The organism is Parabacteroides provencensis, from assembly GCF_900232875.1.
Classification (GTDB): domain Bacteria; phylum Bacteroidota; class Bacteroidia; order Bacteroidales; family Tannerellaceae; genus Parabacteroides; species Parabacteroides chinchillae.
This window is the reverse complement of the sequence record NZ_LT960489.1, coordinates 798,890-824,065: the sequence shown is the minus strand read 5'-3', so window position 1 is coordinate 824,065 and position 25,176 is coordinate 798,890. Positions and strand designations below refer to the sequence as shown.

Below are 25,176 nucleotides of genomic sequence, written 5' to 3'. Positions count from 1 at the left end.
ATAATGAATAAAGATTATTGGGAAAAATTTTATGCGAATAAAAGGGGATGTGTAGAACCTTCGTTATTTGCAAAGTTCGTAATGAACGAATATTTGAGAGAAGGGACTACTTTAGTTGAGTTTGGTTGTGGAAATGGACGTGATGCTGTTTATTTTTCGGAAATGGGAATATGTACATTGGCTATAGACCAATGTGAGAAAGATATATTGAGGCTTATTTCTAATAATAATTCTCATAATTTGCATTTCTTGTGTGCTGATTTTACAGCTTTATCAGATTTGGGTATATTTAATAATGTGTATTCTCGTTTCACTCTGCATTCAATTAGTGAGAATCAAGAAAATGATGTTTTAAAATGGACTTATAACTCTTTAAGCAAGGGTGGATATTTTTTTATAGAAGTAAGAGGACAAAAAAATGAAATATATAGAAAAGGTATACCTGTGCCAAATGAGAGAGACGCATATATATATGAAGATCATTATAGGCGTTTTATAAATAATGAAAGGTTTTGTTCAAAGCTTCATGATATAGGATTTCAGATTGTATTAAATGAAGAAAAAAAAGGATTCTCTCCATATAATAATGATGATCAGACTTTTATGAGATTGATTTGTAAGAAAATATAAAATGGAAATAGAAATTATTATCAAAAATCACAAATTGTTTTTTGAAAAAGATGTAGAGTTGCCTTGTAAGCCTCTTAATCTAGAAATAGCGAAAACTAATCTTTTAAAATTTAAGAAAGAATTAGATAGGGAAGGAGTTGAGTTTACATTGTTTTTTGGGACTTTATTAGGTGCTGTAAGAGAACGAAATTTTATTAAACATGATGAAGATATAGATATTTGTGTGTTTAATGAAGAATCTTTATTGAATTTAATACCGATATTACGAGAAAAAGGCTTTGTTTTTGTTCGTTATGATGAAGATCTTAAGATATATTCTTTTATTAAAGATGAGGTTTATATAGATGTTTATATTCCAAAGAAGGTAAATGGAATTATGGGGGCAAAATATGTATCTATTATAGGTCAATTTTTTCCAAAAAAATATTTTAATAGATTTGGTTATCTCGAGTTTTTGGGGGAAGAGTTTAGAGTTCCGTATAATACTCATAAAGTATTGTGTTTTCTTTATGGGAAAAACTGGAAAATACCAATAGTCGATAAAAAACCTTACGGAATGGGAAAAGTTAATAAAATAAAAACCTTTTTGTCTACAATATTAGGCGTTAAAACTAAGCGTTTGATAAGGAAGATTGTGAATTTGGATATTCATTAATATTGTATTATGAAAAATATCAATATATTATCTAATGAAGATGTCTCTTTTGTTTTTAAACAATATTCGGAGAATATATTTCCTTCTGAGTTCAAGTTTTTTTACAATTCAAAGGAAAATATCATTTGGGATTTAGTTATTGTATATGAAGAAATAGATACTATTTATACATTAAAATGTAAAAAAGGGGCAACAATGTTTTTTTCAGGTGAACCCCCTATATGTAAAATTTATTCAAAAAAATTTACTGAACAGTTTTCTCATATAATATCTTCTCACAGAAATCTTCTTCATCCTAGTAATCATCTATTACAACAATCATTACTATGGTATTTTGGATATAATTTTGAGAAAAAGATTGTAACATATAATTTTGATGATTTAATAGACCTACCTAACCATAAAACGAAAAACATTTCTTTTATTACATCAAGTAGAGCTTTTTTACCTGGACATAAAGCAAGACTCCGCTTTTTAAAAGAAGTTCAACAACGTTATGAATCTGAAATAGATTTTTTTGGAGCGGGTATTTCATATGTTGCTGACAAAGCAGATGCAATACTACCATATCGGTTTTCAATATGTATAGAAAACTGTAATATACCTGATTATTGGAGTGAGAAAATTGCGGATGCAATATTGGGATATTCTATTCCAATTTATTGTGGATGTAACAACATTGAAGATTATTTTCCTCAAGAGTCTTTTATAAAATTGGATATAAATGATATTGATAGCTCATTATCTATAATTGAATATGTTATAAAAAATGCAGAAGCTATATATAAAGAAAAATATCCTTACCTTTTAAAAGCAAGGGAAAAATTATTGTATCAGTATAATATATTTTCTTCTGCCATTGAATATTATAATAGATTTCTTAGTAAAAAGGATGATATTGAAGAAATTTGCATAAAACCGTCATCGTCATTTAAAGACAATTTAGTAAAAACATTCTTATTAAAGTTGAAGCGTTTTTGTGGAAAAAGAGTATCGGTAAATAATATGTTATAAAATAAAATTTTTGTAAAATCTGCATTATGAGAGTTGGTATTATGCAACCTTATTTTTTTCCATATATAGGATATTGGCAACTTATGAAAATGGTTGATAAATATGTCATTTATGATGATGTCAACTATATAAAAGGCGGGTGGATAAATCGTAATAATTTCTTGATAAATAGAGAAAAAAAAATGTTTACAATCACATTGAATTCGCCAAGCCCTTATAAATTAATAAATGAAATAGAAATCAAAGATGATTTCAAGAAATTTTTGAAAATGATTTATTTGAATTATTCAAAGGCTCCCTATTATAAAGATTTTTTTCCTATTGTTGAATCTATTTGCAATTTTCAAGAAAAAAATTTAGCTTCGTTTTTAGCAAATTCATTTAGGGAAATATTGTCTTATTTGAATATCCAAACCGATTTATTATTATCTTCATCTCTTTCCAAAGATATGTCATTGAAAGGGCAAGATAAAGTTTTACATATTTGTAAATTACTGAATGCAAATATTTATGTAAATGCGGTCGGAGGGCAGGAGCTATATAGTAAAGAGGATTTTAATAAATATAATGTTGATTTGAAGTTTATTCAGTCAGAAATGGTTTCTTATAAACAATTTGGTGATATTTTTATTCCAAATCTATCAATCTTAGACTTATTGATGTTTAATTCTCCGGTAGAAGTAAATCAGATGTTGGATCAGTATAAATTGATTTAATGAAAGCAATTGGGGGATATTTTGAACTTGAATTAAAACGAGCAAAATCGTATCATAGAAATGCTATACCTTTAAATCTCGCGAGAAACTGTTTGGAATATATTCTTCGAGTACGAAAATATAAAAGAATTTATATTCCATATTTTACTTGTGAAGTATTATTGGAACCATTACGTCGTGTAGATATTGATGTTGAATTTTATTCAATTAATAAATTCTTTGATCCGATCAAAGAGTATAGATTAGAAGAAAATGAGGCTTTTTTGTATACTAATTATTGGGGATTAAAATCTTCAACTATAATGAATCTCAAAAATGTTTATGGAAGACGTTTAATTGTTGATAATTCACAGGCTTTTTATGCACAACCAGTAGAAGGTATAGATACATTTTATTCTGCAAGAAAGTTTTTTGGTGTTCCTGATGGAGCTTATTTGTATATTGATGAAACATTAAAAATGGATATTGGCTGTGATATTTCAATAAATAGAATGTCTCATTTATTAAAACGTATAGATTTAGGTGTAGAACAGGGGTATGAGGATTTTAAAAATAATGAAGAATTTATAGATCAACCAATTCTAAAAATGTCTTTATTAACGGAAACATTAATGAAATCAATTGATTATAAGTATATTGCAAATGTAAGAAAACGGAATTTTGAATATTTAAGTTCTAAATTAGGCTCGAAAAATGAATATAGTTTTACTATTGGAACAAATGAGATTCCTATGGTATATCCATTTTTGTCCAAAGAAGGAGAATCGTTAAAAGAAATGTTAATTTCGAAACATGTTTTTGTCGCAACCTATTGGCCTAATGTTTTGGAGTGGTGCAATCCAAAGAGTATGGAGTTTTTTTTGACTAAAAATGTTTTAGCTTTACCTATAGACCAAAGACTAGAAATTTCAGATTTAGATCGCATAATTAATATATTAAATTTATGAATAAATATTGGAGGGAACATTGGAATAGTAGTGAGATTTCTCAGAAAAAATCATTGTTGGCGCAAGTTGAACATACTTACCAAGGAAGTCCTATAGTTGTTTATGTTCTTGGTAAGTTAAATCTACATCAATCTTCTATTGTATTAGACTTATGTTCAGGTAATGGTTTATTTTCAAATCCAATTTCAGAAATAGCCGAAGAAGTTACGGCGGTAGATTATTCAGCGCAATTACTAGAAAAAATAAATTCTCCAAAGATAAAGAAAATACAAAAAGATATTAATGATGTTTCTTTGCCAATATTACAGTATGATACTGTAATATTGTATGCAGGCATACAATATTTTGATGAGCTAGAAGCATTAAATATTTTTGAAAAAGTTTTTCAATCATTGAAAATCGGAGGAATTTTTTATGTGGGTGATATACCTGATCGTTCTTTATTATGGTCTTTTGCTAATACAGAGCGCTATAAATTTGATTATTTTAAAAATCTAAAAGCTGGAACACCTGCAATTGGAAATTGGTTTTTACCTAATGATTTGGTAGAAATGGGAAGATATTGTGGCTTTAGTCATGTGGAAATATTACCACAACCAAAAGAATTTCCATATAGCCATTTTAAATTTGATATGAGATTGACGAAATGAATATAGCTCCAATAATAATAACTGTTTATACTAGAATAAAGCATTTTAAACGTACGATTGAGGCATTAAGAAAAAATTCTTTAGCGAAAGACTCTGAATTATATATTGTATCTGATGCTGCATATAGATCAGAAGATATTTTATTAGTTGAACAAGTTCGTTGTTTTGCTGAACATATAGAAGGATTTAAGAAAACACATTTATTATTTTGGAAAGATAATTTAGGACCGAGTACTTCTTGGAAAAAAGCAATTGAAATCGTTTTGCAAAATCATGATTCTTTTATAGGAATGGAGGATGACATTTTGGTTGCTCCATCTTATTTACAATATTTGAATGATGGTTTACAATTCTATAAAGAAGATAAGAAAGTTTTTTGTATATGTGCTTTTACGGCTCCATTTCGGATACCAAAGTATTATAATAAAGATGTTTATTTTTATAATGGTTTATCTCCGTGGGGATTTGCAATTTGGAAAGATAGGTATGAAAAAATAGATCAAAACTATTATGATCGATATTTTGAATTGAAAAAGAATAAAGTTTTATATAAAAAATTTTTATCTATTGGGTTTTATATTAAGGGAATTTTGATAGCTGATTCGAAGGGAGAAATAGAAGCTGACGATATGCGTTGGTATTATCATATGGTTAAAAATGATATGTGTTCTGTTTTTCCTGTTGTTTCAAAAACACAGAATTGGGGATTTGACGGAACTGGCATACATTGTAATGATAAAAACTATTTTTGGACAAAACCAGAGCTAGACGAACGGAATCAATTGACAACATTTATTCCGTTTAAAGGATATAATGAAGATATATTAAGAAATCATCGAAAATTTCAGGATAAAATAAACGGAGGTTTAATTGCAAAATATTTGAAATATACGTGGATTTACTATATTTGGAAAAGATTGAAACACAAGAAATAATTTATTTTAGATGAAGCTCCTTTTCCTAAACACCTCCGAACGTACTGGCGGTGCTGCCGTTGCTGCTAATCGTCTCATGCATGCTTTACAAAGTGCAGGTATAGATGTGAAAATGCTTGTACGTGATAAAACAACAGATAATTGTTCTGTTGTATCATTGAATGACTCTTTTGTAAAGCGAAAGATTAACTTTTTCCGTTTTGTCTGGGAAAGGCTGGTAATATTTATCTGTAACCATTTTAACCGGAAAGATTTATTTAAAGTTTCAATAGCTAATACTGGTACAGATATAAGTAAGCATCCATTAGTACAAGAAGCAGATATTATTCATTTGCATTGGATTAATCAGGGCTTTCTTTCTTTGGAGGATATTCGAAAATTAATGGAACTTGGTAAACCTATAGTGTGGACAATGCATGATATGTGGCCATGTACAGGGATATGCCACTATGCATGGGGATGTGATAAATTTATGTTGTCATGTGGTCAATGTAAGTTTTTGGACAGTAAAAGCAATATTGATTTATCTTATCGCATATTAAAAGGAAAAGGCTTTATTATAAAGTCGGATATCCATATCGTTGCTGTGAGTTCTTGGCTGAAAAATCTTGCAAAGAAAAGTGCTCTTACTAGAAGGCTAAATATTTCGGTTATTCCGAATGTTATAGATACTGCAATATTTTATCCGACAGTTAGGAAGGATGCACGTTTGTTATTATCAATTCCTATGCAAAAACGTGTGGTATTGATGGGCGCAGCCCGCATTGATGATCCGATAAAAGGGCTGGATTTTTTGCGAGAAGCATTAGGTGTTTTGTCGAATGAATGTAGAGATGATATTTTATTAGTATTATTTGGAGGAATGAAGGGGGATATATCCTTTTTATCTTCTTTTCCGGTGGAAGTTCTTTATTTGGGGTCTATTTTTGATACTCAAAAAATTGCTCGGCTATATGCAGCTGCAGATGTTACTGTATGTCCCTCTTTTTATGAAACATTTGGACAAACGATAACGGAAGCGATGGCTTGTGGGTGTCCGGTCGTTAGTTTTGATAATAGTGGCCAGACAGATATAATTGATCATAAGCAAAATGGCTACTTAGCTCAATATAAAAATGTGGAAGACTTGGCTAAAGGTATCCGATGGGTGTTGGATAATGAAAATAAAGAAGCTCTTTCTTTGGCCTGTGCGAAGAAGGTGCAAGAGAACTATACTGAAAAGGTTGTTGCAGAAAAATATCTTTCTTTATATAATTCATTATTAGAAAGAAAATAAAATTGCTTTTATGACATTTTCTATAATCACCATCACTTACAACGCCTCCCGATGGCTTGAGCGTACCATATTAAGTGTACTTAGCCAATCATTCCCCAATATTGAGTATATCATTATTGACGGGGCTTCTACAGATGGGACAGTTGATATTATTAAAAGGTATGAATCTGGTATTGCTCACTGGATTAGTGAACCGGATAAAGGCCTGTATGATGCTATGAATAAAGGTCTGCAAAAAGCTACGGGAGATTATGTCTGGTTCTTGAATGCAGGTGATACGTTATATACCTCGGATATAGTACAGCAAGTTGTAATTGCTATAAGCAAGAGAAAGCGATTACCGGATGTTATCTATGGGGAAACTGCAATTGTTGATGCGGCTGGAAAGTCGTTAGGTATGCGTCGTTTGAATGCTCCGAGGAAATTAACATGGAAGAGTTTCCGCAAAGGTATGCTGGTTTGTCATCAGTCATTTATATCAAAACGGGAGATAGCTCCGTTATATAATACGAATTATCGTTTGGTGGCCGATTTTGATTGGTGCATCCGTTGCCTGAAAGAGGCGAGAGGCGTTTATAATACGCATCTTATTTTATCGAATTTCCTGGAAGAAGGAATGAGTAGTGTACAACGGAAGGCTTCGTTGAAAGAACGGTATGAAGTGATGTGCAAATATTATGGTACATTGCCAACTATATTAATGCATGGTTGGTTTGCTGTTCGTTTTTATTTTGCTAAATGGTTTAAAGGACGAGTTTAAAAAGAAAACAGATAATTTATATATGCAAGATTTAGTGAAGAAATGGGGTAAGCATGTACTTGCCCTAATCGTGTTTTTAGCCATATCTGCTGTTTATTTCTCTCCGGCAGTGTTTGAAGGAAAACAAGTGCGTCAGGGGGATATGGAAAAACATGCAGGAATGGGTCATAGCCAAATGGACAAGTATGCAAAGACAGCTCAACCAGGTGAGTTTAGTGCTTGGTCTGATGCGATGTTTGGGGGAATGCCGTATGTTTCGGGATATGGAAATCCTGCTCCGCAATTGCCTAGCTATGGGGTAGTCTCCAGCTTATTGTTGAAACTGGGGGCTTATGATGCAGGTATCGTCTTTGCCGGAATGGTATGTTTTTATCTTTTAATGTGTATCATGGGAGTAAATGTATGGCTGGCTATTGCCGGTTCTATTGCATTTGGATTTACCTCATTTAATATTATCATTATAGAAGCCGGACATATTACACAAGCTTGGGTAATTGCATTTATGCCTGTGACGTTAGCAGGAATGGTTCTTCTCTTTAAGAAGAAGTGGCTCTGGGGAGCCGCTCTGTTCTTGTTGGGAGTAGCTTGTTCTGTAAATTATGGCCATATTCAGATGACTTATTATTTAGTACTGATTTGTCTCTTTATATACTTGGGATATGCTGTCTGGAAAGTAAAAGAAAAAGCGTTTGCAGAACTTGCTAAAACGACGGGAATTATGGCTGCTTGTGTCATAGTAGCTGTAATGCCGAATGCAGGAGGAATGTATGTAAACTGGGATCTGGGGCAACACTCTATTCGTGGGGCTACGGAACTGACTACAACTACACCGAGTGGTGAGAAGATATCTTCCGGATTAGATAAAGATTATGCTTTTGCATGGAGTTATGGCAAAAGCGAATTGTTGACATTACTTGTACCGAATGCCTATGGTGGTGGTTCCGGAGGAATGCTGGGTAGCGATTCTGAATTGTATAAAGAACTGAAAGCGAAAGGTGCCCAGGTGGGTAAGGAAGTACAAGCGCCTACATATTGGGGTGATAAATCGTTTACGTCGGGACCTGTTTATTTCGGAGCTTTGGTTTGCTTCCTCTTTGTATTGGGAATGTTTGTGATTAGAAACCCTATGAAATGGTGGGTATTTGCCGGCACAATGTTTCTTATACTGATGGCTTTGGGACGTAATTTTGATTCATTCAATACGTTTTTATTCCATTATCTTCCGCTATATAATAAGTTTCGTACGGTAGAATTTGCTTTGGTTATACCGGAATTGATATTCCCGATTGTAGGGATTTGGGGGTTGAAGGAGATATTATCTGATAATGTGGATGCGAAAGCATTTAAGCATGGGATGATAGGAGCTTTGGCTATTACAGGTGGCTTATCATTGATTCTTTGGATAATGCCAAGTGCTTTTCTTGATTTTCGTTCTTCTTTTGATGCTCAATATCAGCTGCCGGATTGGTACTATAATGCATTATTGATAGATCGTGCATCTTTGGCTTCTTCTGATGCATTACGTTCATTGGTCTTTATTTTGTTAGGGGCTGGTTTGTTATTTTGGTATAATAAGGCTAAGAATAAGCCGACGGCTGCAATAATAGTAAGTGCTGGGGTTGCAATTTTGATTCTTGTCGATTTATGGGGCGTAGATAAACGTTATTTGAATGATAGTAACTTTGTGAGTCCTAATAAGACAAAAGAGATATTCAAGCCTTCGGTTGCTGATACGGAAATACTGAAAGATACTACTTCTTATCGTGTGCTGAATCTGAATAACCCGTTTCTGGAAACTAATACATCCTACTATCATCATTCTATTGGCGGTTATCATGCTGCTAAGTTAAGAAGGTACCAGGAGTTGATAGATTATCGTCTGCAAGGTGAAATAGGTACAACAATAGAAGCTCTTAAGAATGCGCAAACAGTGAATGACCTATTGCCTGCTTTGGCTGCAAACCACTCCCTGAATATGTTGAATACCCGTTATATTATTTACAACCCTGAGCAACCTCCATTAGTGAATCCGTTTGCTTATGGCAATGCCTGGTTTGTAGATAAAGTGGATATTGTAGAGAATGCGGATGCCGAAATTGCTGCATTAAATACAATTAATCCTTTGCAAACAGCTGTTGTGGATAAGCGCTTTGCTGATGATCTGAAAGGATTTACTCCACAACCGGATTCTACGGCTACGATCAAACTGGATAGTTATCGTCCGAATAGGCTGGTATATACTTCCATCACTTCATCCGAACAATTGGCTGTATTCTCTGAAATCTATTACCAGCCGGGTTGGAATGCATATATAGATGGTAAACCGGCTTCTCATTTCCGTGTGGACTGGATACTAAGAGGTATATTAGTACCTGCCGGAGAGCATCAGATTGTGTTTGAGTTTAAACCACAAGGGTATATTATAGCTACGAATGTAGCAGCGTATAGCGGATTTGTTATTCTGCTTTTGCTCGTTGTTGCTGTAGGTTATTCTATTTGGAATATTATAAATAGAAAAAAAAATTCTCCTTTCAGAGATAACGAAAACTTATAAATATCAAAAGAAAATGATTTGTTGTTGAATAATGTGGATAGGTTATTTTTAAAATTAATTTGGAAAAAATTTGCATTTCTCAAAAACAATCGCTTCCTTTGTAGGACATAATAATCAAGACCTTAACTATGAAAAAAACAACTTAACTATGAAATAAAAGATCTATTTTAACCAAACTTAATATATGATTGGAGAGATCTTTATAAGGTGATTGTCCCAGACAAAGGAGCAATCACCTTTTTTTGTCTTTAGGGATATTCAGCAAATAATAAAAAAATCATCTAACTAATTAATGTTCAAGGTATTCAATGAGGGCATACGTCTGAAGGACTGTATCCGCATGCAGCAGAAGCTGATGAATATGAGGGTAAGATGTGTTGCTGCCGATTCCATATACGCCACTAAAATAATGCCAACAGGAAGTTCTATACAAAATATGGGATATCAATATCCTTTGTACGTAAGGGAAGGGCTGCAAAGGACGAGGCAGTAAGGAAAGTTCTCAGAAGTGAACTCTCAGGAGAGAGCTACCAGGCTTGAAGGCAGTTTGGGTACGCAGAAACAGCATTACTCACTATCAAGGATAAAGGCGCGGAACAGGAAAACGGAATTCCTGTGGATTTTCTTCGGAATACATACGGCAAACGCCATATTGATGATTGACAAAATCAAAAACAGACAGAGTAAAGCCGCATAGCGCATGATTAAAAAGAGTCGATCATTAAATGTCCCTAAAAAGCTTATGATATGAAGGTACGGGCATACCTATTCTAGAAGGTTGAGGTTCCGTTTTATAAATCTGTGTTGATAAAATGAAGCAGTTTTTTTGTGAGACTTTCCCATGAAAGAACAGCTTTTTCTTTTTCTATGTTGTCAGCAATAATAAGCAATTTTTCGGGTGATAGCAAGTCTCTAATTCCTTGGGCTATGGCTTGTGAAGATATTTCAGGTACGACAATACCCGTTCCCGGGTCGGCAATACTATGCTGAAAGTCACCTACAGGTGTACTAAGCATCGGTAGGTTATAGTGATAGGCTATAGATACTACGCCGCTTTGAGTTGCCGAACGATAGGGCAGAATCAGAGCATCGGCAGCTGAAAAAAATACCGGTATTTCATTATCTGCAATATACCGGTTGTATGAATAAATACGTTTGCAGGCTGGAGACGCCTCAATTAAGGTCTGGTATTTGTCGTAGCTGCCATAACATTCTCCGGCAATCAGCAGCTGATAGCTTTCATCCAGTTTGGACATTGCCTCTATTAACAAGTCAAGCCCTTTATAATCGCGTATAAGGCCGAAAAACAGTAAAGTTTTCTTGCAGGGATCAAGAGCTAGGGATTGGTGGGCTTTTTCTTTGTCTTGCTTTTTACCAAAATGATTATATAAAGGATGAGGGTTTTGTATATACTTAGCACCGTTACAGAGCGATTCCAAATCATTCTTTACCGTATCGCTCATCACGATAAAACCATGACTTTGTTTGAATAATAATTTTGCCATCGGTTTGTCAAAGAAACGGGGTTCATGCGGAATAGCGTTATGGATAAGGGTTATTACTTTGCAATGTTTCTTCATCCGGTTTGCAATGTGTGCATACCCAGGGACAAAGAAAGACATCCAGTAACTTATGATCAATATGTCTGGAGCAAATGCTTTAATTTCTTTTACAGTTTTGCAATAGCTTATAGGATTAATGCTGTCTAATGAACGAACACTATCTACCTTTATCGCTCTGTCTCCTTCTTCTACATATTGCGTTTTGCCGGGGAAAAGAAAATCGGGATAAAGGCGTGAAAAGTTGAAAGCCTTTACTTCGTGTCCTTCTTTTTGCAATTGAGTGTATAGCATAGCGCTAAACTGGGCAATGCCACCACGGTAGGGATAGACAGGGGAGAGGATAGCGATCTTCATATTGGTTGACAGTTGACAGTTGACGGTTGACAGGTGCGTAGTGGTATTTTTAACTGTCCACTGTCACCTGTCACCTGTCCACTGAATTAATATCTATAGTGATCAGCTTTGTAAGGACCTTCTACTGGAACACCGATATAATCGGCCTGCTTTTGTGAAAGAGTGGATAGCTTAACGCCAATACGCTCCAGATGCAAGCGGGCAACTTCTTCGTCCAGACGTTTCGGAAGACGGTAAACACCTACTTCGTAAGCCATCTGCCATAAATCCATTTGGGCTAACACCTGGTTCGTAAATGAGTTACTCATCACGAAAGAAGGATGTCCCGTTGCGCATCCCAGGTTTACCAAACGGCCTTCTGCCAAAAGGAAGATAGAATTGCCGTTGGGGAATGTGTATTTATCAACCTGGGGTTTGATATTGGTATGCTGGATATTAGGATAGTTTACTAGCTTTTCTACCTGGATTTCGTTATCGAAGTGACCAATGTTGCAGATAATTGCCTGGTCTTTCATTTGTGTCATGTGCTCGATAGTAATGATGTCGCAATTGCCAGTTGTAGTAACGAATATGTTTCCTTCCTTAACAGCTTCTTCCATCGAAGTTACCTCAAAGCCTTCCATTGCAGCCTGAAGTGCACAAATCGGGTCTATCTCAGTAACGATTACACGGGCACCGTATGTACGCATAGAGTGTGCGCAGCCTTTTCCTACATCACCGTATCCGGCAACAACCACAACTTTACCTGCAATCATTACATCGGTAGCACGTTTGATACCATCAGCTAATGATTCACGGCAACCATATAAGTTATCGAATTTGGACTTTGTAACGGAGTCATTTACATTAATAGCAGGAACCAGCAGTTCGCCACGTTCCATCATCTGATACAGACGGTGTACACCGGTAGTAGTTTCTTCCGACACGCCTTTCATTTCAGCTATAGTACGGTGCCAACGCGTATTATCTTCTGCCAAAATGCGGTGTAATGTGTCCAGAATTACTTGTTCTTCATGATTACCACCTTTACGATTTATTGTTTCGGCGTCGTTTTCAGCACGGTAACCCATGTGAACTAATAAAGAGGCATCGCCACCGTCATCTACAATCAGGTTCGGGCCTTTGCCGTCAGGGAAGCGTAATGCCATATCTGTACACCACCAGTATTCTTCCAGTGTTTCGCCTTTCCAGGCAAATACCGGAACTCCTGATGCAGCGATAGCGGCAGCGGCATGATCCTGTGTAGAGAAGATGTTGCAGCTTGCCCAGCGTACATCTGCTCCCAACGCAACTAATGTTTCGATTAACACTGCAGTCTGGATAGTCATATGCAGTGAGCCGGTGATACGTGCACCTTTCAGAGGTTTCTGATCGGCATACTTCTTGCGAAGCGCCATCAATCCCGGCATTTCGTGTTCGGAGATTTCGATTTCCTTACGGCCGAATTCTGCCAAACCCATATCTGCTACTTTATAAGGCAGATTAGTTGGAAATAATTGAGACATAATAAAATTACTATAAGTGTTTTTAAAGGCTACAAAGGTAGTTACTTTATTTTGTTTTTTAATGATGTTTTTATTAATAGCTCAGTATAATATGCCATTAGCAGTAACGATGGTACATAAATGGGAATTGAATACCTCCAGTCACCGGCACTGGCTAATGCAGAAAAACCGATATATGTATATTGAAATACGATTAATATAAAACATATCTGCCAATTTTTATCATATTTACGTATTTTTGCAGAATCCCATACAAACATGAATAAAACAAAAATCTGCAACAACCAATAAATATAATGAAATATATGTCGTATGGGATTGATTTTGTCAAACAGTGTATATGGAGAAGTATATCGTTCAATTTGGATATTATAATATGAACGATACATATCTTCATTTACAAATTCACTTTGTCCGGGAATAGAACCATATCTGAAAAAAACTAGAAATGAAGGCCAAATGAAACGTTTGATAAATAGAAAAGGATGAGATAAAATTAGATCTGTGGCATAATCCCCGTATAATTCTCCCATGCTGGGCCATGCATTTGCATAAGGGATTTTTGTTGCTGACATGTAGTAAAACATAAACTGTTTTAATGGTTCGCCATTGTTCCACATTAATCCGGAAGATAGCGCTTTTTCTGTCGTAAAAAGAGAGTCGGGTAGCGTTGTTATATATTGATGTAAGAGTTTCTTCTTATCAGAATCGATTTTGTTTATTGGGATCTGTTTTGCCTCTGGAAATAGGACTGATGCATTATTTAAGAGTTGCCATCCGCTGAATCCTGAAACGACATTGATATTGGTAGCTTTTTTATAATTATTTTTTGCCTGTGACTGTATTCCGAAGAAGAGGATGATCGGAATAATACTTATTAGTGAGCGAATGAATATGTTTTTATTCCGGTATGCAAGGAATAATACAAATACTGAAATTGGCAAATAAAACATTCCGCTGTAGCGTATATAATACAGATAAGCGAAAGCCATCAAATGGAACACAATTGTATATATTTTGGGTGAATATATAATCCACAATGCCGTTGCTAAAAATATTAATGTAAAAGAATGGAATATACCATCACTCATTAAATAGTTGGTACAAAATAAAATGCTTGGCGACAGGAATACGAAGAAAAGAATAGTATAAAAGATATATTTATTTTCCAATTTCATAAGGTACTTAAAAGAGTACACAAAGTATAGGCTTGTTACAATGTGTAATAGATATGATGCGATGAAAATAAAATGTATGCTACCGGAAATATTATGTATAAAACTGATGAACCATGAGTATCCCATGGGACGAAAGATATTTGTGTTTCCGGTTATTGCAGCCAGCATGTATGCTCCAGTGTCTGGAAATGTAAAAGGGTAAGGATAGAGGTGGTGATAAACAATACCCAATATGCATAACAGGGGAACTAATATACATATTTCTCTTTTTTGTCTTTTTTCTAATAAGAAAGTAATAAACTTATTTTTTGACTTCATGGTATTCTTCCTCCGTATTTACAGACCATATATTCTCTTTACTTATAATACCATTTTTTATATTGTCAACAGCGGCAATTGCAGTCATCATTGAATGATCCATATTGTTGTATCGGTGTTGTCCGTTTCTTCCAATACAATATAGGTTCGGTATTTTATCGAGAAAAGCTTTTACTTTGTCTAATTGGTAATAACTGCCAAAGTAAGAAGGATAAGCTTTTTTTATTTTCACCTGAACGGCATCTAGTACGTCTTGTTTATCTATGATATCTATTTTAACTAGTTCTTCTATTGCCATTTTTATAAACTCCTCTTTGGGCATATTCCACATGTCATCACCTTCTGTACAGAAATACTCCAAGCCAATCCACATCGTATTTTCATAATCGGCAACCAGATAAGGAGACCAGTTATTAAAAACTTGCAGACGTCCGATTTTTACGTCACGCTCTTGTATATATATCCAAGTATCAGGGACCCGTTCCTGATATGTTTTTATTTTAGTCTTATTCCTTATCCGGAGCTTATTTACTAATAATCCTACTGTAATAAAATCCCGATAAGGTAATTCTTTTGCAATACTTTGAATCTCCTCAGGAATAGAGATTCCGGATAGTGATGCTACTAAATCTTTTATAGGCATTGAGGACAAGAAATAATCACAAGGTCGAGTCTCTGTTTTTCCTTCTATAGAACGAGTAGTTACAGAGATTACACGGTTTTCTTCTATATTGATTTTTACAATTTCCTGATTTTTATATAGTTCACCGGATTTGTTTTCTACTTCTTTAGCTGCGGTTTCCCAAAGTTGCCCCGGCCCATATTTAGGATAAATGAATTTTTCAATAAGAGAGGTTTCAATTTGCTTTTGATCAATTGATTTGGGAGAAGTAAAAGTCTTTTTTACCATATCCTTCAAAATTGTAATAAGTGAAAGTCCTTTTACCCGCTGCGACCCCCAATCTGCCCCCAGCTTGGCAGGGTGTATTCCCCACACTTTCTCGGTATAATCTTCGAAAAACATTTTGTACAAAGGCTCACCAAAGCGATTAATGTAGAAATCTTCTAATGAATTTTCTTTTCTTTTATGAATAGTTGATAACAAATAACCTGTTCCTGCCTTTATGGTTCTGAATAGCCCCATATTTGAAAATGTTTCTAATTTCAATGAAATGGGATAATCGAAGAACTTGCGTAAATAGAATATACGTGATACCCGTTGTCTTACAAGCATAACCCGATCTTCTTTTTCCGGATTAATACCATTTTTAGTTAAATCCGAGTTTGTCTTGTTTAATAATATTTCATCTTTGGCAGGCATTTCTTGTAGAGGCATCATTTCTGCCCACCAATTCATGACAGTATCTTCTTTAGAGAAAAATCTATGTCCACCTATATCCATTCGGTTACCTTTGTAGCATACGGTTTTTGAAATTCCTCCGATATCATTTGTTGACTCATAAATAACAGGATGAATATTTGTTTTCCGAAGGAATTCAATCGCTGCAGTCAGACCTGCCGGACCTGCGCCTGCAATAATTGCGGTTTTTGTAGATTCTGTCATGATGATTTTTTATTAAAGATGAAATATTTTCGAGCAAGGAAATTCCATAAGTAAACTAGAACAGCTGTAATTATTTTAGATAAGATATAATATAGGCCTAAAAATTCTGTAAATGCCCAAATCAGTGCATCATTTAATCCTAACCCTATAATTCCAATCAAACTAAAAAATAGAAACTCCAAGCTCTTATTTGTTACTATAGAAGACTCTTTGTCAAATACCCAATGGGTGCTGATTATATAGTTTATTAATAATCCTGCGATAAATGATAAAGATGCGGATATTATATAGTGTATATATAGATATTCTGTTAATAGGTAGAGTAGTCCTATGTCTACTATAAAGGCAGTCCCTCCAACCAATGTATATCGGAATAGCTGGATGAGTATATTGTCGGTTCTACTTGTTATCAGTGTTTTTATGATAGTTTTGTCTTCCATAGATTGACTTTCTCAGTACTCTAAGAACTTTGTTTATTTATGCAAAAGTAGTAATAATTTCTTATAAAAAGCTGTGTTTCTATTTCATAGACAGTTGAAAAAGGATGTTTTATTAATTAGTTTATCTTATTTATGCCTGGTTTGAAAGAAAAATCAAGGAGTGTGATATGATTGTTAGCCGTAGTTCTTAGAGAACGATGCTATACAAAAAGGGTAGGTAATAAAAAAGGACTGTCTAAATAGTTTAATTCATTAGACAGTCCTTTATCTATAAATTTCCAATCATGCAAGGCCGACTATTTTAGTTTCCTCATCATCTTCTTCAACCAGAAATAGTAACCTGTTACAGCAAAAATTGCTCCAAGCAATGAGACCAAGCAGGAAAGTACCCGGGTTGTAATACCGCCCCAAGTACCAGCGTGTACAGAATAAATCCATCCTCTTATCTTACCGGATTTTGGAATATCGTCATATAATTGAATTTCTGTAATTTCACCGGTTGCCGGATTAAAAGAATAACGGTCACTACCTCGCGTATTGCCATATTCAGCAGAAGATACAGTTGCCGAACCATCTTGAATTGTAATAGAATTAAAATTAGCATAGCGGTTTTGCAAAGCCGTTAACACATCCGCCCATTGCGTATAATCTGTTTTTTTCTGCCGTTTTTCTTTTCTTTCCGCATTGGAATGTTCATGAGAACCGGCCTTTTTTCCGTAAGTTTCTTTTGAGGTCAAAGCAGAAGAAGGCGAAGCATGTACTTGTGTTTGAGTTGCCTTAACTCCAAAAACCGTATAGAAAGCATTACGATACCAATCAAAAGACCAGGTCAACCCAGTTAAACACAGAACAAGCAAAAGCAATGCAGCATAAAAACCTCCCGAAACATGCAGATCATAAAAGAATCGGAACCAACCGGCTTTAGTCTTTATTTTTAACCTGTTCTTCATTACTTTCTTATTACGCGGAAACCAGATAAAAACGCCACTGACAATAATAATAACCAGTATTAGTGTAGAAACTCCAACAAGCGTTTTTCCCCACGAAAAACCTCCGTCCCGTTTATATTCATCCAATAACCAACGGTGGAGACGCATCATCTGCATAAAGAAACCTTGTCCGTCATCTATTCCTGTTACCTCTCCGGTATATGGATTCATAAAAACTGCAGCTTTCTTTCCCGGCAAAATCAACTGATATGTTCGCTTTGGATCAGAAAAAACACGAATGCCATTTATCTTCATAGAATCAGGAAGTTGCTGTTGTGCCAAACTTATTAGAGATGCAGGCGGAAGCGGTTCGTTCTTTACCTCTTTTACAAAATAGCGTGAAGGATAACACAATTCCAATATCTCCGTTTCAAATACAAGTATTGCCCCTGTCAGGCAAACAACAGCAATGATAATACCAAAAGGCACCGATAACCATAAATGTACTTTAAAAAAAAACCTTCTCATTTTCCGAATACTTGTTTTATCCCATCATATATCCCCGGAACAGCAACCGTTCCATGGTTTTCATCTGGAAATGATTTACTAAAAAAACGCAGCTTCTCCGCTTGCGGTAATACATTCAAAAGAAGATGGTTCACTTTATTCAAGTGAATATCCACCCGGTCAGTCCTCTTTTTTGTTGCAACACCGATATATAAGCTTTTTCCAGTAAAATCTTTGTTTTCAATTCGTTTTTCCGCTTCATCCGCCAACCGGCCATTATCCCACCACAAACTAGGATCGATAGCTATATAAATATCGAACAACTCCGTATGGCAAAGGAATGTATTCAGGGTGAAAAGTCCCGCATACGAATGTCCTATCAATACATTCCGACCATTCGTCCGGTATGCACTATCAACAACAGCACGAAGCTCTTCAGTCAAAAAGCGGCTAAACGTTTCACTACCTCCCCCTTCTAATGTTGTACCTGGAGAAACTTTGCCATCACGTCCGGCAGCCGAAGCCGTAGGCGTGAAATCCCGTGTCCGGTCTGTGCTTGATACACCGATAATTATACTTGGTGGAAGGTACTTTCCTCTACCGGAAGAAAAAGCCTTACTGATCCCTACCAAAGCATGGAAAAACGAATCCCCGTCAAGAAGATAAATCACCGGATAAGTTTGTGCCTTATCCTGCTCATAGTTTTCCGGCAGATTTATCCAGTAACCCTGTTCCTCCTGCAAAGCCGCAGAATACAATGTTTGTTTTTTACCGATATAAATATCCTCCTGGCTCCGCATAACCGACGAGAGCAGGAGGAATATTAAAAGAAACTGAATTTTAACCATTTTCCGTGTTTAGCAACTACTAATCCTTAGAAACTGTAAGCTTTCCAACACCGCTGATCTGTTCAGACTCGACAGTAACACCTTTTGTTGCCACAGCCGTCTTAGGATCAATCTGATAAATTGCCGGCTGGTTTCCGTCCGTAGTGGTTACAGGCATATACACCTTGCCATTCTCTGAATAAGGGCTATTTCCAAATCCTGAGATAATATCTGTCGAAGGCATTCCCGTCACATAAGTAAGTTTTTTGTCTTCGCCTTTGTAAACAGCCAGTTCTTTAGCTACAAATCCCGGTTCCGTCAAAGGTCTGTCATACATCAACAACAAGAAATAGTCTTCTGCGATATGCCAGCAACGCAAAAAGGCTTTGCCATTCGTTGCCGCTTCGATATTGAAATAATAACCGGAATCGAAATCATCAGTTCCGGATTTGATACGCACCACGCCTGCAGGCAAATTTGTTTTCTGGACATCTGCCGTCATGGTTTTTGCATAACTTGGCGAAAACACATATATGTCGCCATTATCAGCTGCCCAAATAGTCTGATAGTATTGCGATTTATTGCGTCCGCAAGCATAACTGATCTTATCTGTTTTAATCAGTTTCGGATTTTCCAATTTCTCGTTCTCATAAATTGCAATCCATGCTTCATTCGGATGCTGGGTCCATTGCAGTTCCCCTTTTTCGTATGCGCTACTATTGCTACCTCCGGATTCTGTTTTCACTAATTCCGGATATACAACATATTTGCCACCTTCGGCTTTCACTCCATATTTGCTTAATCCCATCGGAATCGGCGCAGAATATATTTTATTATTGGCCTGCAAAATACCGGCCAACGTAACATACTCACCATTACCCAGGTAGTTTTCAGACATAATCACATTATTATTTGTGGTAAATGTTTCATTGACCACATCCAGATAAGACAACAGGAAACCTTTCGGTAAATAACCATTCTCATCAGCGTAAGACGAACCCAAATCACCGGTAGAAGATGTAATGATATAATTATTATAAATACCGTAAGAGGTGAAACGTTTAATCTCGTATGTATTATCACGTTCTTCCACTTTTCCTTTTGCATTCAGTATATATGAAGAAGTAACTCCTGCATTGCCTTGATTATACACCAGACGATATAAATACTTATCCTGATAGAATATCCACTGCGTTCCGCTTTCCGTTGTAAGACCGTTGTTCTTAGCCGACACTTTTCCTTCGGCCAGTTCGTCAGCAGTTAACAGATAATTGGCATCACCAACAGAAGCAGCGATAACATAACTGGTTAAGGCTTCATTATCGCCGTCGCCACCACCATTTCCGCTTTCAACTATATCATTGTTGCAGGATGTTATTGACCCTAAACATAGGATAGCAGCAAGACTCCAGTTTAAATAGTTCTTTTTCATATACAAAACAGATTTTTAATAATTAATATTTATATGTATGCCTGTATGAGTTATTTACCGCCGAAATAAACTCTTACCTTTCCATAGAAAGCACGACCGGCTTTCTGGAGGCTAAAATTGTCGTATAGTTTTTCATTTGTAAAATTCCGGCATTCGAAAGAGATATTGTATCGTCCGTTTTGAATGCCGTAAGATAAAGTAAGGTTATGGGAGAATTGTGTAGGAACCACAAATTCGGACTCACTACCCACAGCTTCCGAATAGAGCGGAAAACTGTGCATATACAAGTTATCGTATGTAACTGTCAGCATATTACCTTTCTTTCCTAAGTTGCGCCAATAAAATGTAAGGTCCGAATTAGCAAACTGATATGGTAAATTCGGCATCCGCGCCTTATATGTCAGGCTTTCCTGATTACTTCCGTTGCTAACGGTTTTCACATTATCACGCACGTTCATCTGTGTAAAGCTTCCACCTACACTAATCCAATCCGCAAAACCATATCGTGCAGAAAAAGTAAATCCTTTTGTCAACACGCGTCCATGATTCACATAAGTCGCCCCATATTTACCGCCGCTTAAATCGGATATATTACGCTGGATGTAGTCTTTTGTATTTCGGTAAATCACTCCGCTTTCAACATATATGGAATGCTTCCCAAACATTTCGTCATAACTCAGGTTAAGGTTCAGGTTATCGCTATTTTCCGGTTTCAATGCGATATCACCGGATTCCAGATCCTCATCACCAAACATCTCTTCATTGGTTGGCAAACGATATGCTTTCTCATAAGATAACTTTGCCTGCAGGCTCTTTAAAATAAAGTAAGTTCCTGCCGCTCCATATCCCATTGCATTTACAGAGTTGGTTGTACGTACATATTTATCTTGTGCAGCAGACGTAGCAACCGGACCGGCTATAAACTGATTATAATATTTACCAAACACAGACACGTTCCAGTGCTCGGAAGGCATCAAACGATAAGACAGGCCGCTAATGTTCTTGCGGGTTTCCTTAGGAATTGCATTTGCCTCCGAATCTTCATTCAGAAGAGAACGGTTTGATCGCCGGAAGGCATTCAACACATGATTAAAGGTAAACATGTGTGCTTTGCCCAAACGATAATTAGCCGTCAATGTCCCGTTCCAGTTGTTATTATCCGAACGGGTATTCTGATAGGACTGTTCGCCCGGCATTTTAAGAGGACGCATTTCACCACGCCAATTAAATTCATAAGAAGAAGTATCGACATTGTTCGTCATATTCTTATTATAGTTAGCCGTCAGTACCAAATCTAATCCTTTTGTGAACAGGTCTTGTTTGCGGTAATCAAGTGATGGCATAAGGGAGTACCCTTTCCGGTACTTTCCGCCAAACACAACTTCCTGCCGGACACCGGTCTGAATGTCTTTATACATCCGTGAGTAGGTAAAACCGAACATGAACCGGTCAGCCCATTTCTTATCAACAATACCAATCTTTCCTACCACAGCTTCATTATGGAAATTGTCATGAAACCGTTTCACATGTTCAATCTTTTTTTTATTAATTGCCCCGGTAGCAAAGTCTTTCACCGGAGTATCCACATAATAGTCGTTATCAGAATAGTTCTGAAAAGCATTGATTTCATAAGTAAACCCATTACTTAAGGTCTGTCCGAAATTAACATACGATTTATGTGTATTAAATGACCCAAAAGAATAAGAGGCATCTAGAAACCACTTTTTCTGATTCTTTTTGGTAATGATGTTGATAACTCCTCCTATTGCATCAGTTCCAAAGCCAACAGGCACGACACCTTTATATACTTCGATCCGCTCTGCATAATTAACCGGGATATTATTTAATCCGAATGAACTTCCTACGCCTTCCTGCGGTACGCCATCTATAAATATCTTAATATGTTTACCGCTGAATCCATCCATCATCAACTGCATATCCGAGCCAACACCTCCGGATTCACGTAATTTCATCCCCGGAGCTTGTGTTAGCGCTTCACTCAGGTTCTGGGTGGAATTTTGTAAAGCTTTCGTATCGAGAGCCACAGCATTGAATGCAGAACGTTTCAAACGGCTTATTCCATTGGAAACGACCACAACTTCTTCCAATTCTGTAGTTTGAGGAGAGATAGTTACATTCTGTTTCGTTCGTTCGCCGGCAACAAGTTTCACCGGCTTTTCTACAGTTTTGTAGCCAATAGCAGACACAACCAGTGTATAGTCGCCTGCGGGAGCTTTCAGATGGAAAATACCATCCTTATTAGTAGTGCCTCCATAATTCGTGCCTTTCAAGTAAACTGTTGCAAAATCTACGATCTCTTTTTCCGTAGACAGAACTTTGCCCGAAATCATGGAGCCATCCTGCGACCATGCATAAGTAGAAAAGACTGATAAAAGAAGTACCAGGGAAAACTTATAAATAACCGTTTTCAATGTATAATGAATTTTGTAACGTTAATAAAACGCTGCAAAGTTCCCCATAAATCAAAAACACATCAATCGCCATAAATAGGTAAAATACAGCTAGGCTTTTGTCCTGTCCAGTCACTATTTATAGGTACTAACACCCAAAACAAGACAAAAAAAGGAAAGCGGAGTCTGGTGCTATACCGGACTTCCGCTTTCCATATATAATTAACTCTGTAATGTTTACTTATTGCAAGTACAACGCGGTTTGATCTGCTTGAAGAAATCGTTACCCTTGTTGTCTACCAGAATAAAAGCAGGGAAATCTTCTACTTCAATCTTCCAGATTGCTTCCATACCCAATTCTGGATATTCCACGCATTCAATACTCTTGATATTGTTTTGCGCCAGAATTGCAGCCGGACCACCGATTGAACCCAGATAGAAACCACCGTGATTCTTACAAGCATCCGTTACCTGCTGGCTGCGATTACCTTTCGCCAGCATAATCAGGCTACCGCCATGGCTCTGGAACAGGTCGACATAAGAGTCCATACGGCCAGCCGTAGTCGGTCCCATAGAACCGCAAGCCATACCGGTCGGTGTTTTAGCCGGACCGGCGTAGTAGATTGGATGGTCTTTGATATATTGAGGCAGGTCTTCTCCCTTGTCCAAACGTTCTTTCAGCTTGGCATGGGCAATATCACGGCCTACAATAATCGTTCCGTTCAATGACAAACGGGTTGCTACCGGATATTTATCCAATTCTTTCAGGATATCGGCCATCGGTTGGTTAAGATTGATTTTTACAGCGTTACCTTCACCAGCTTGGCGTAATTCGGCGGGAATCAATTCACCGGGATTGCTATCCAGTTTCTCAATCCAGATACCGTCTTTATTGATTTTACATTTAACGTTGCGGTCGGCAGAACAACTTACACCTAAGCCTACCGGGCAAGAAGCTCCATGACGGGGCAAACGAACGATACGGATATCATGCGCCAGATATTTTCCGCCGAACTGTGCACCCAATCCGATGTTATATACTTCATTCATTACCTGCTTTTCCAGTTCCACATCGCGGAAAGCACGGCCGTATTCATTACCTGTAGTAGGCAAATTGTCATAGTAATGAGTAGAAGCCAACTTCACTGTCAACAGGTTCTTCTCGGCAGAAGTACCGCCAATAACAACAGCAATATGGTAAGGAGGGCAAGCTGCCGTACCTAATGTTTTTATTTTTTCAATGATAAATGGAACCAAGGTACCCGGGTTAAGGATCGCCTTTGTTTCCTGATACAGATAAGTTTTGTTTGCCGAACCGCCTCCTTTGGTTACACACAGGAATTTATATTCCATACCTTCCGTAGCTTCAATATCTATCTGTGCCGGCAAGTTGCATTTTGTATTTACCTCATCATACATATTCAAAGGAGCATTCTGCGAATAGCGCAGATTTTCTTCCGTATATGTTTTATAGACGCCCAAGGCCAAGGCTTCTTCATCGCAATAACCTGTCCACACTTGCTGTCCTTTCTCACCGTGGATAATAGCCGTACCGGTATCCTGGCAGAACGGAAGTACGCCTTTTGCTGCCACTTCTGCATTACGCAGGAAAGTCAATGCCACATATTTATCGTTATCGCTGGCTTCAGGATCATTCAGAATCTTAGCCACTTGCTCGTTATGCGAACGGCGAAGCATAAAGGATACATCACGGAATGCGGTATTTGCCATTGCCGTAAGGCCTTCTTTAGCGACCTTTAAAATAGGTTTTCCTTCAAATTCCGAAACGGATACATAATCTTTTGTAAGCAAATAATACTCTGTGGTATCCGGTCCTAATGGGAACGGTTCCTGATACTTAAAAGGAGGTGTTGCCATAGCGTTTGTATTTTAATTTATAATATTGGTTTAGAATTACTGTCTTTCTTACGGACTGGCAAACTTAACTAAAATTCGTGAGATACAGCCGTTGTTTGGCCTTTTAAAATCTGTATTTCAAGTTTATTTTAAAT

The 25,176-nt window shown here is 36.5% G+C and carries 21 protein-coding genes and 1 pseudogene; 12 read left to right on the top strand and 10 right to left on the bottom strand.

Annotated elements, in window-relative coordinates:
* Positions 1 to 3: 3 nt before the first annotated feature.
* The 11 genes and pseudogenes from CTY47_RS10285 to CTY47_RS10235 all read left to right on the top strand — a co-directional run.
* Entirely contained in the window at positions 4 to 630 is a 627-nt protein-coding gene (locus tag CTY47_RS10285; RefSeq protein WP_099464656.1) for a class I SAM-dependent methyltransferase, read from the top strand.
* Between the two features lies 1 nt (position 631).
* Entirely contained in the window at positions 632 to 1,285 is a 654-nt protein-coding gene (locus CTY47_RS10280) for a LicD family protein (RefSeq protein ID WP_099464655.1), read from the top strand.
* A gap of 9 nt (positions 1,286 to 1,294) precedes the next feature.
* On the top strand, positions 1,295 to 2,299 hold the full coding sequence (locus CTY47_RS10275; RefSeq protein WP_099464654.1) for a glycosyltransferase family 10 domain-containing protein: 1,005 nt from the start codon (positions 1,295 to 1,297) through the stop codon (positions 2,297 to 2,299).
* A gap of 26 nt (positions 2,300 to 2,325) precedes the next feature.
* Entirely contained in the window at positions 2,326 to 3,015 is a 690-nt protein-coding gene (locus tag CTY47_RS10270) for a WbqC family protein (RefSeq protein ID WP_099464653.1), read from the top strand.
* Complete coding sequence (locus CTY47_RS10265) at positions 3,015 to 3,962, top strand: hypothetical protein (RefSeq protein ID WP_099464652.1); 948 nt, start codon at positions 3,015 to 3,017, stop codon at positions 3,960 to 3,962. Before CTY47_RS10270 ends, CTY47_RS10265 begins: the two co-directional genes overlap by 1 nt.
* A complete protein-coding gene (locus CTY47_RS10260) occupies positions 3,959 to 4,612 on the top strand; it encodes a class I SAM-dependent methyltransferase (RefSeq protein WP_099464651.1) in 654 nt (217 codons plus the stop codon). Before CTY47_RS10265 ends, CTY47_RS10260 begins: the two co-directional genes overlap by 4 nt.
* Positions 4,609 to 5,547, top strand: coding sequence for a glycosyltransferase family protein (locus CTY47_RS10255; RefSeq protein ID WP_099464650.1), 939 nt, complete (start codon positions 4,609 to 4,611; stop codon positions 5,545 to 5,547). The genes CTY47_RS10260 and CTY47_RS10255 overlap by 4 nt, the downstream gene beginning before the upstream one ends.
* Before the next feature lie 10 nt (positions 5,548 to 5,557).
* Positions 5,558 to 6,823, top strand: a complete 1,266-nt coding sequence (locus tag CTY47_RS10250; protein WP_099464649.1) for a glycosyltransferase family 4 protein — start codon at positions 5,558 to 5,560, stop codon at positions 6,821 to 6,823.
* A gap of 10 nt (positions 6,824 to 6,833) precedes the next feature.
* On the top strand, positions 6,834 to 7,583 hold the full coding sequence (locus CTY47_RS10245; protein ID WP_099464648.1) for a glycosyltransferase family 2 protein: 750 nt from the start codon (positions 6,834 to 6,836) through the stop codon (positions 7,581 to 7,583).
* Positions 7,584 to 7,605: 22 nt separating this feature from the next.
* The gene (locus CTY47_RS10240; protein WP_099464878.1) at positions 7,606 to 10,137 is read left to right on the top strand and encodes a YfhO family protein; all 2,532 of its coding nucleotides are present in this window, start codon (positions 7,606 to 7,608) and stop codon (positions 10,135 to 10,137) included.
* Between the two features lie 289 nt (positions 10,138 to 10,426).
* Positions 10,427 to 10,834, top strand: a pseudogene (locus tag CTY47_RS10235) (DDE transposase); the annotation flags it as partial.
* A gap of 94 nt (positions 10,835 to 10,928) precedes the next feature.
* Here CTY47_RS10235 and CTY47_RS10230 read toward each other — a convergent pair.
* The 3 genes from CTY47_RS10230 to CTY47_RS10220 all read right to left on the bottom strand — a co-directional run bounded on the left by CTY47_RS10230 (position 10,929) and on the right by CTY47_RS10220 (position 14,736).
* Positions 10,929 to 12,053 (bottom strand): glycosyltransferase, encoded by a 1,125-nt coding sequence (locus CTY47_RS10230; protein ID WP_099464647.1) that lies wholly within the window; start codon positions 12,051 to 12,053, stop codon positions 10,929 to 10,931.
* Between the two features lie 86 nt (positions 12,054 to 12,139).
* Positions 12,140 to 13,558 carry an adenosylhomocysteinase gene (gene ahcY, locus CTY47_RS10225; RefSeq protein WP_099464646.1) on the bottom strand — a complete coding sequence of 473 codons (1,419 nt, stop codon included), beginning with the start codon at positions 13,556 to 13,558 and terminating at the stop codon, positions 12,140 to 12,142.
* A 41-nt stretch (positions 13,559 to 13,599) separates the two neighbouring features.
* Complete coding sequence (locus CTY47_RS10220; protein WP_143813373.1) at positions 13,600 to 14,736, bottom strand: hypothetical protein; 1,137 nt, start codon at positions 14,734 to 14,736, stop codon at positions 13,600 to 13,602.
* 61 nt (positions 14,737 to 14,797) lie between these two features.
* Here CTY47_RS10220 and CTY47_RS16910 point away from each other — a divergent pair, with 61 nt between their 5' ends.
* On the top strand, positions 14,798 to 14,938 hold the full coding sequence (locus tag CTY47_RS16910) for a hypothetical protein (RefSeq protein WP_158228527.1): 141 nt from the start codon (positions 14,798 to 14,800) through the stop codon (positions 14,936 to 14,938).
* Positions 14,939 to 15,037: 99 nt separating this feature from the next.
* On the opposite strand, the gene CTY47_RS10215 is transcribed toward CTY47_RS16910, so the two are convergent.
* The 7 genes from CTY47_RS10215 to CTY47_RS10185 form a co-directional block, all read right to left on the bottom strand.
* Entirely contained in the window at positions 15,038 to 16,618 is a 1,581-nt protein-coding gene (locus CTY47_RS10215; RefSeq protein ID WP_099464644.1) for an NAD(P)/FAD-dependent oxidoreductase, read from the bottom strand.
* A complete protein-coding gene (locus tag CTY47_RS10210; RefSeq protein WP_099464643.1) occupies positions 16,615 to 17,058 on the bottom strand; it encodes a GtrA family protein in 444 nt (147 codons plus the stop codon). The genes CTY47_RS10215 and CTY47_RS10210 overlap by 4 nt, the downstream gene beginning before the upstream one ends.
* 296 nt (positions 17,059 to 17,354) lie before the next feature.
* Positions 17,355 to 18,515 (bottom strand): PepSY-associated TM helix domain-containing protein, encoded by a 1,161-nt coding sequence (locus CTY47_RS10205; protein ID WP_099464642.1) that lies wholly within the window; start codon positions 18,513 to 18,515, stop codon positions 17,355 to 17,357.
* The gene (locus CTY47_RS10200; RefSeq protein WP_099464641.1) at positions 18,512 to 19,342 is read right to left on the bottom strand and encodes an alpha/beta hydrolase; all 831 of its coding nucleotides are present in this window, start codon (positions 19,340 to 19,342) and stop codon (positions 18,512 to 18,514) included. Before CTY47_RS10200 ends, CTY47_RS10205 begins: the two co-directional genes overlap by 4 nt.
* A 19-nt stretch (positions 19,343 to 19,361) precedes the next feature.
* Positions 19,362 to 20,753, bottom strand: a complete 1,392-nt coding sequence (locus tag CTY47_RS10195) for a DUF4374 domain-containing protein (protein ID WP_099464640.1) — start codon at positions 20,751 to 20,753, stop codon at positions 19,362 to 19,364.
* 50 nt (positions 20,754 to 20,803) lie between these two features.
* Positions 20,804 to 23,104 carry a TonB-dependent receptor gene (locus CTY47_RS10190; protein ID WP_099464877.1) on the bottom strand — a complete coding sequence of 767 codons (2,301 nt, stop codon included), beginning with the start codon at positions 23,102 to 23,104 and terminating at the stop codon, positions 20,804 to 20,806.
* A gap of 297 nt (positions 23,105 to 23,401) precedes the next feature.
* Positions 23,402 to 25,042, bottom strand: a complete 1,641-nt coding sequence (locus CTY47_RS10185; RefSeq protein ID WP_099464639.1) for a fumarate hydratase — start codon at positions 25,040 to 25,042, stop codon at positions 23,402 to 23,404.
* Positions 25,043 to 25,176 lie beyond the last annotated feature (134 nt).

What these genes read in the sequence shown, in the direction of transcription:
- CTY47_RS10205 (WP_099464642.1), bottom strand. Translation starts at nt 18,515, where the DNA reads ATGAGAAGGTTTTTTTTTAAAGTACATTTATGGTTATCGGTGCCTTTT.
- CTY47_RS10210 (WP_099464643.1), bottom strand. Translation starts at nt 17,058, where the DNA reads ATGGAAGACAAAACTATCATAAAAACACTGATAACAAGTAGAACCGAC.
- CTY47_RS10240 (WP_099464878.1), top strand. Translation starts at nt 7,606, where the DNA reads ATGCAAGATTTAGTGAAGAAATGGGGTAAGCATGTACTTGCCCTAATC.
- CTY47_RS10215 (WP_099464644.1), bottom strand. Translation starts at nt 16,618, where the DNA reads ATGACAGAATCTACAAAAACCGCAATTATTGCAGGCGCAGGTCCGGCA.
- CTY47_RS10255 (WP_099464650.1), top strand. Translation starts at nt 4,609, where the DNA reads ATGAATATAGCTCCAATAATAATAACTGTTTATACTAGAATAAAGCAT.
- CTY47_RS10220 (WP_143813373.1), bottom strand. Translation starts at nt 14,736, where the DNA reads ATGAAATTGGAAAATAAATATATCTTTTATACTATTCTTTTCTTCGTA.
- CTY47_RS10260 (WP_099464651.1), top strand. Translation starts at nt 3,959, where the DNA reads ATGAATAAATATTGGAGGGAACATTGGAATAGTAGTGAGATTTCTCAG.
- CTY47_RS10200 (WP_099464641.1), bottom strand. Translation starts at nt 19,342, where the DNA reads ATGGTTAAAATTCAGTTTCTTTTAATATTCCTCCTGCTCTCGTCGGTT.
- CTY47_RS10275 (WP_099464654.1), top strand. Translation starts at nt 1,295, where the DNA reads ATGAAAAATATCAATATATTATCTAATGAAGATGTCTCTTTTGTTTTT.
- CTY47_RS10230 (WP_099464647.1), bottom strand. Translation starts at nt 12,053, where the DNA reads ATGAAGATCGCTATCCTCTCCCCTGTCTATCCCTACCGTGGTGGCATT.
- CTY47_RS10265 (WP_099464652.1), top strand. Translation starts at nt 3,015, where the DNA reads ATGAAAGCAATTGGGGGATATTTTGAACTTGAATTAAAACGAGCAAAA.
- CTY47_RS10185 (WP_099464639.1), bottom strand. Translation starts at nt 25,042, where the DNA reads ATGGCAACACCTCCTTTTAAGTATCAGGAACCGTTCCCATTAGGACCG.
- CTY47_RS10270 (WP_099464653.1), top strand. Translation starts at nt 2,326, where the DNA reads ATGAGAGTTGGTATTATGCAACCTTATTTTTTTCCATATATAGGATAT.
- CTY47_RS10190 (WP_099464877.1), bottom strand. Translation starts at nt 23,104, where the DNA reads ATGATTTCGGGCAAAGTTCTGTCTACGGAAAAAGAGATCGTAGATTTT.
- CTY47_RS10250 (WP_099464649.1), top strand. Translation starts at nt 5,558, where the DNA reads ATGAAGCTCCTTTTCCTAAACACCTCCGAACGTACTGGCGGTGCTGCC.
- CTY47_RS10280 (WP_099464655.1), top strand. Translation starts at nt 632, where the DNA reads ATGGAAATAGAAATTATTATCAAAAATCACAAATTGTTTTTTGAAAAA.
- CTY47_RS16910 (WP_158228527.1), top strand. Translation starts at nt 14,798, where the DNA reads ATGAAAATAAAATGTATGCTACCGGAAATATTATGTATAAAACTGATG.
- CTY47_RS10195 (WP_099464640.1), bottom strand. Translation starts at nt 20,753, where the DNA reads ATGAAAAAGAACTATTTAAACTGGAGTCTTGCTGCTATCCTATGTTTA.
- CTY47_RS10285 (WP_099464656.1), top strand. Translation starts at nt 4, where the DNA reads ATGAATAAAGATTATTGGGAAAAATTTTATGCGAATAAAAGGGGATGT.
- ahcY (WP_099464646.1), bottom strand. Translation starts at nt 13,558, where the DNA reads ATGTCTCAATTATTTCCAACTAATCTGCCTTATAAAGTAGCAGATATG.
- CTY47_RS10245 (WP_099464648.1), top strand. Translation starts at nt 6,834, where the DNA reads ATGACATTTTCTATAATCACCATCACTTACAACGCCTCCCGATGGCTT.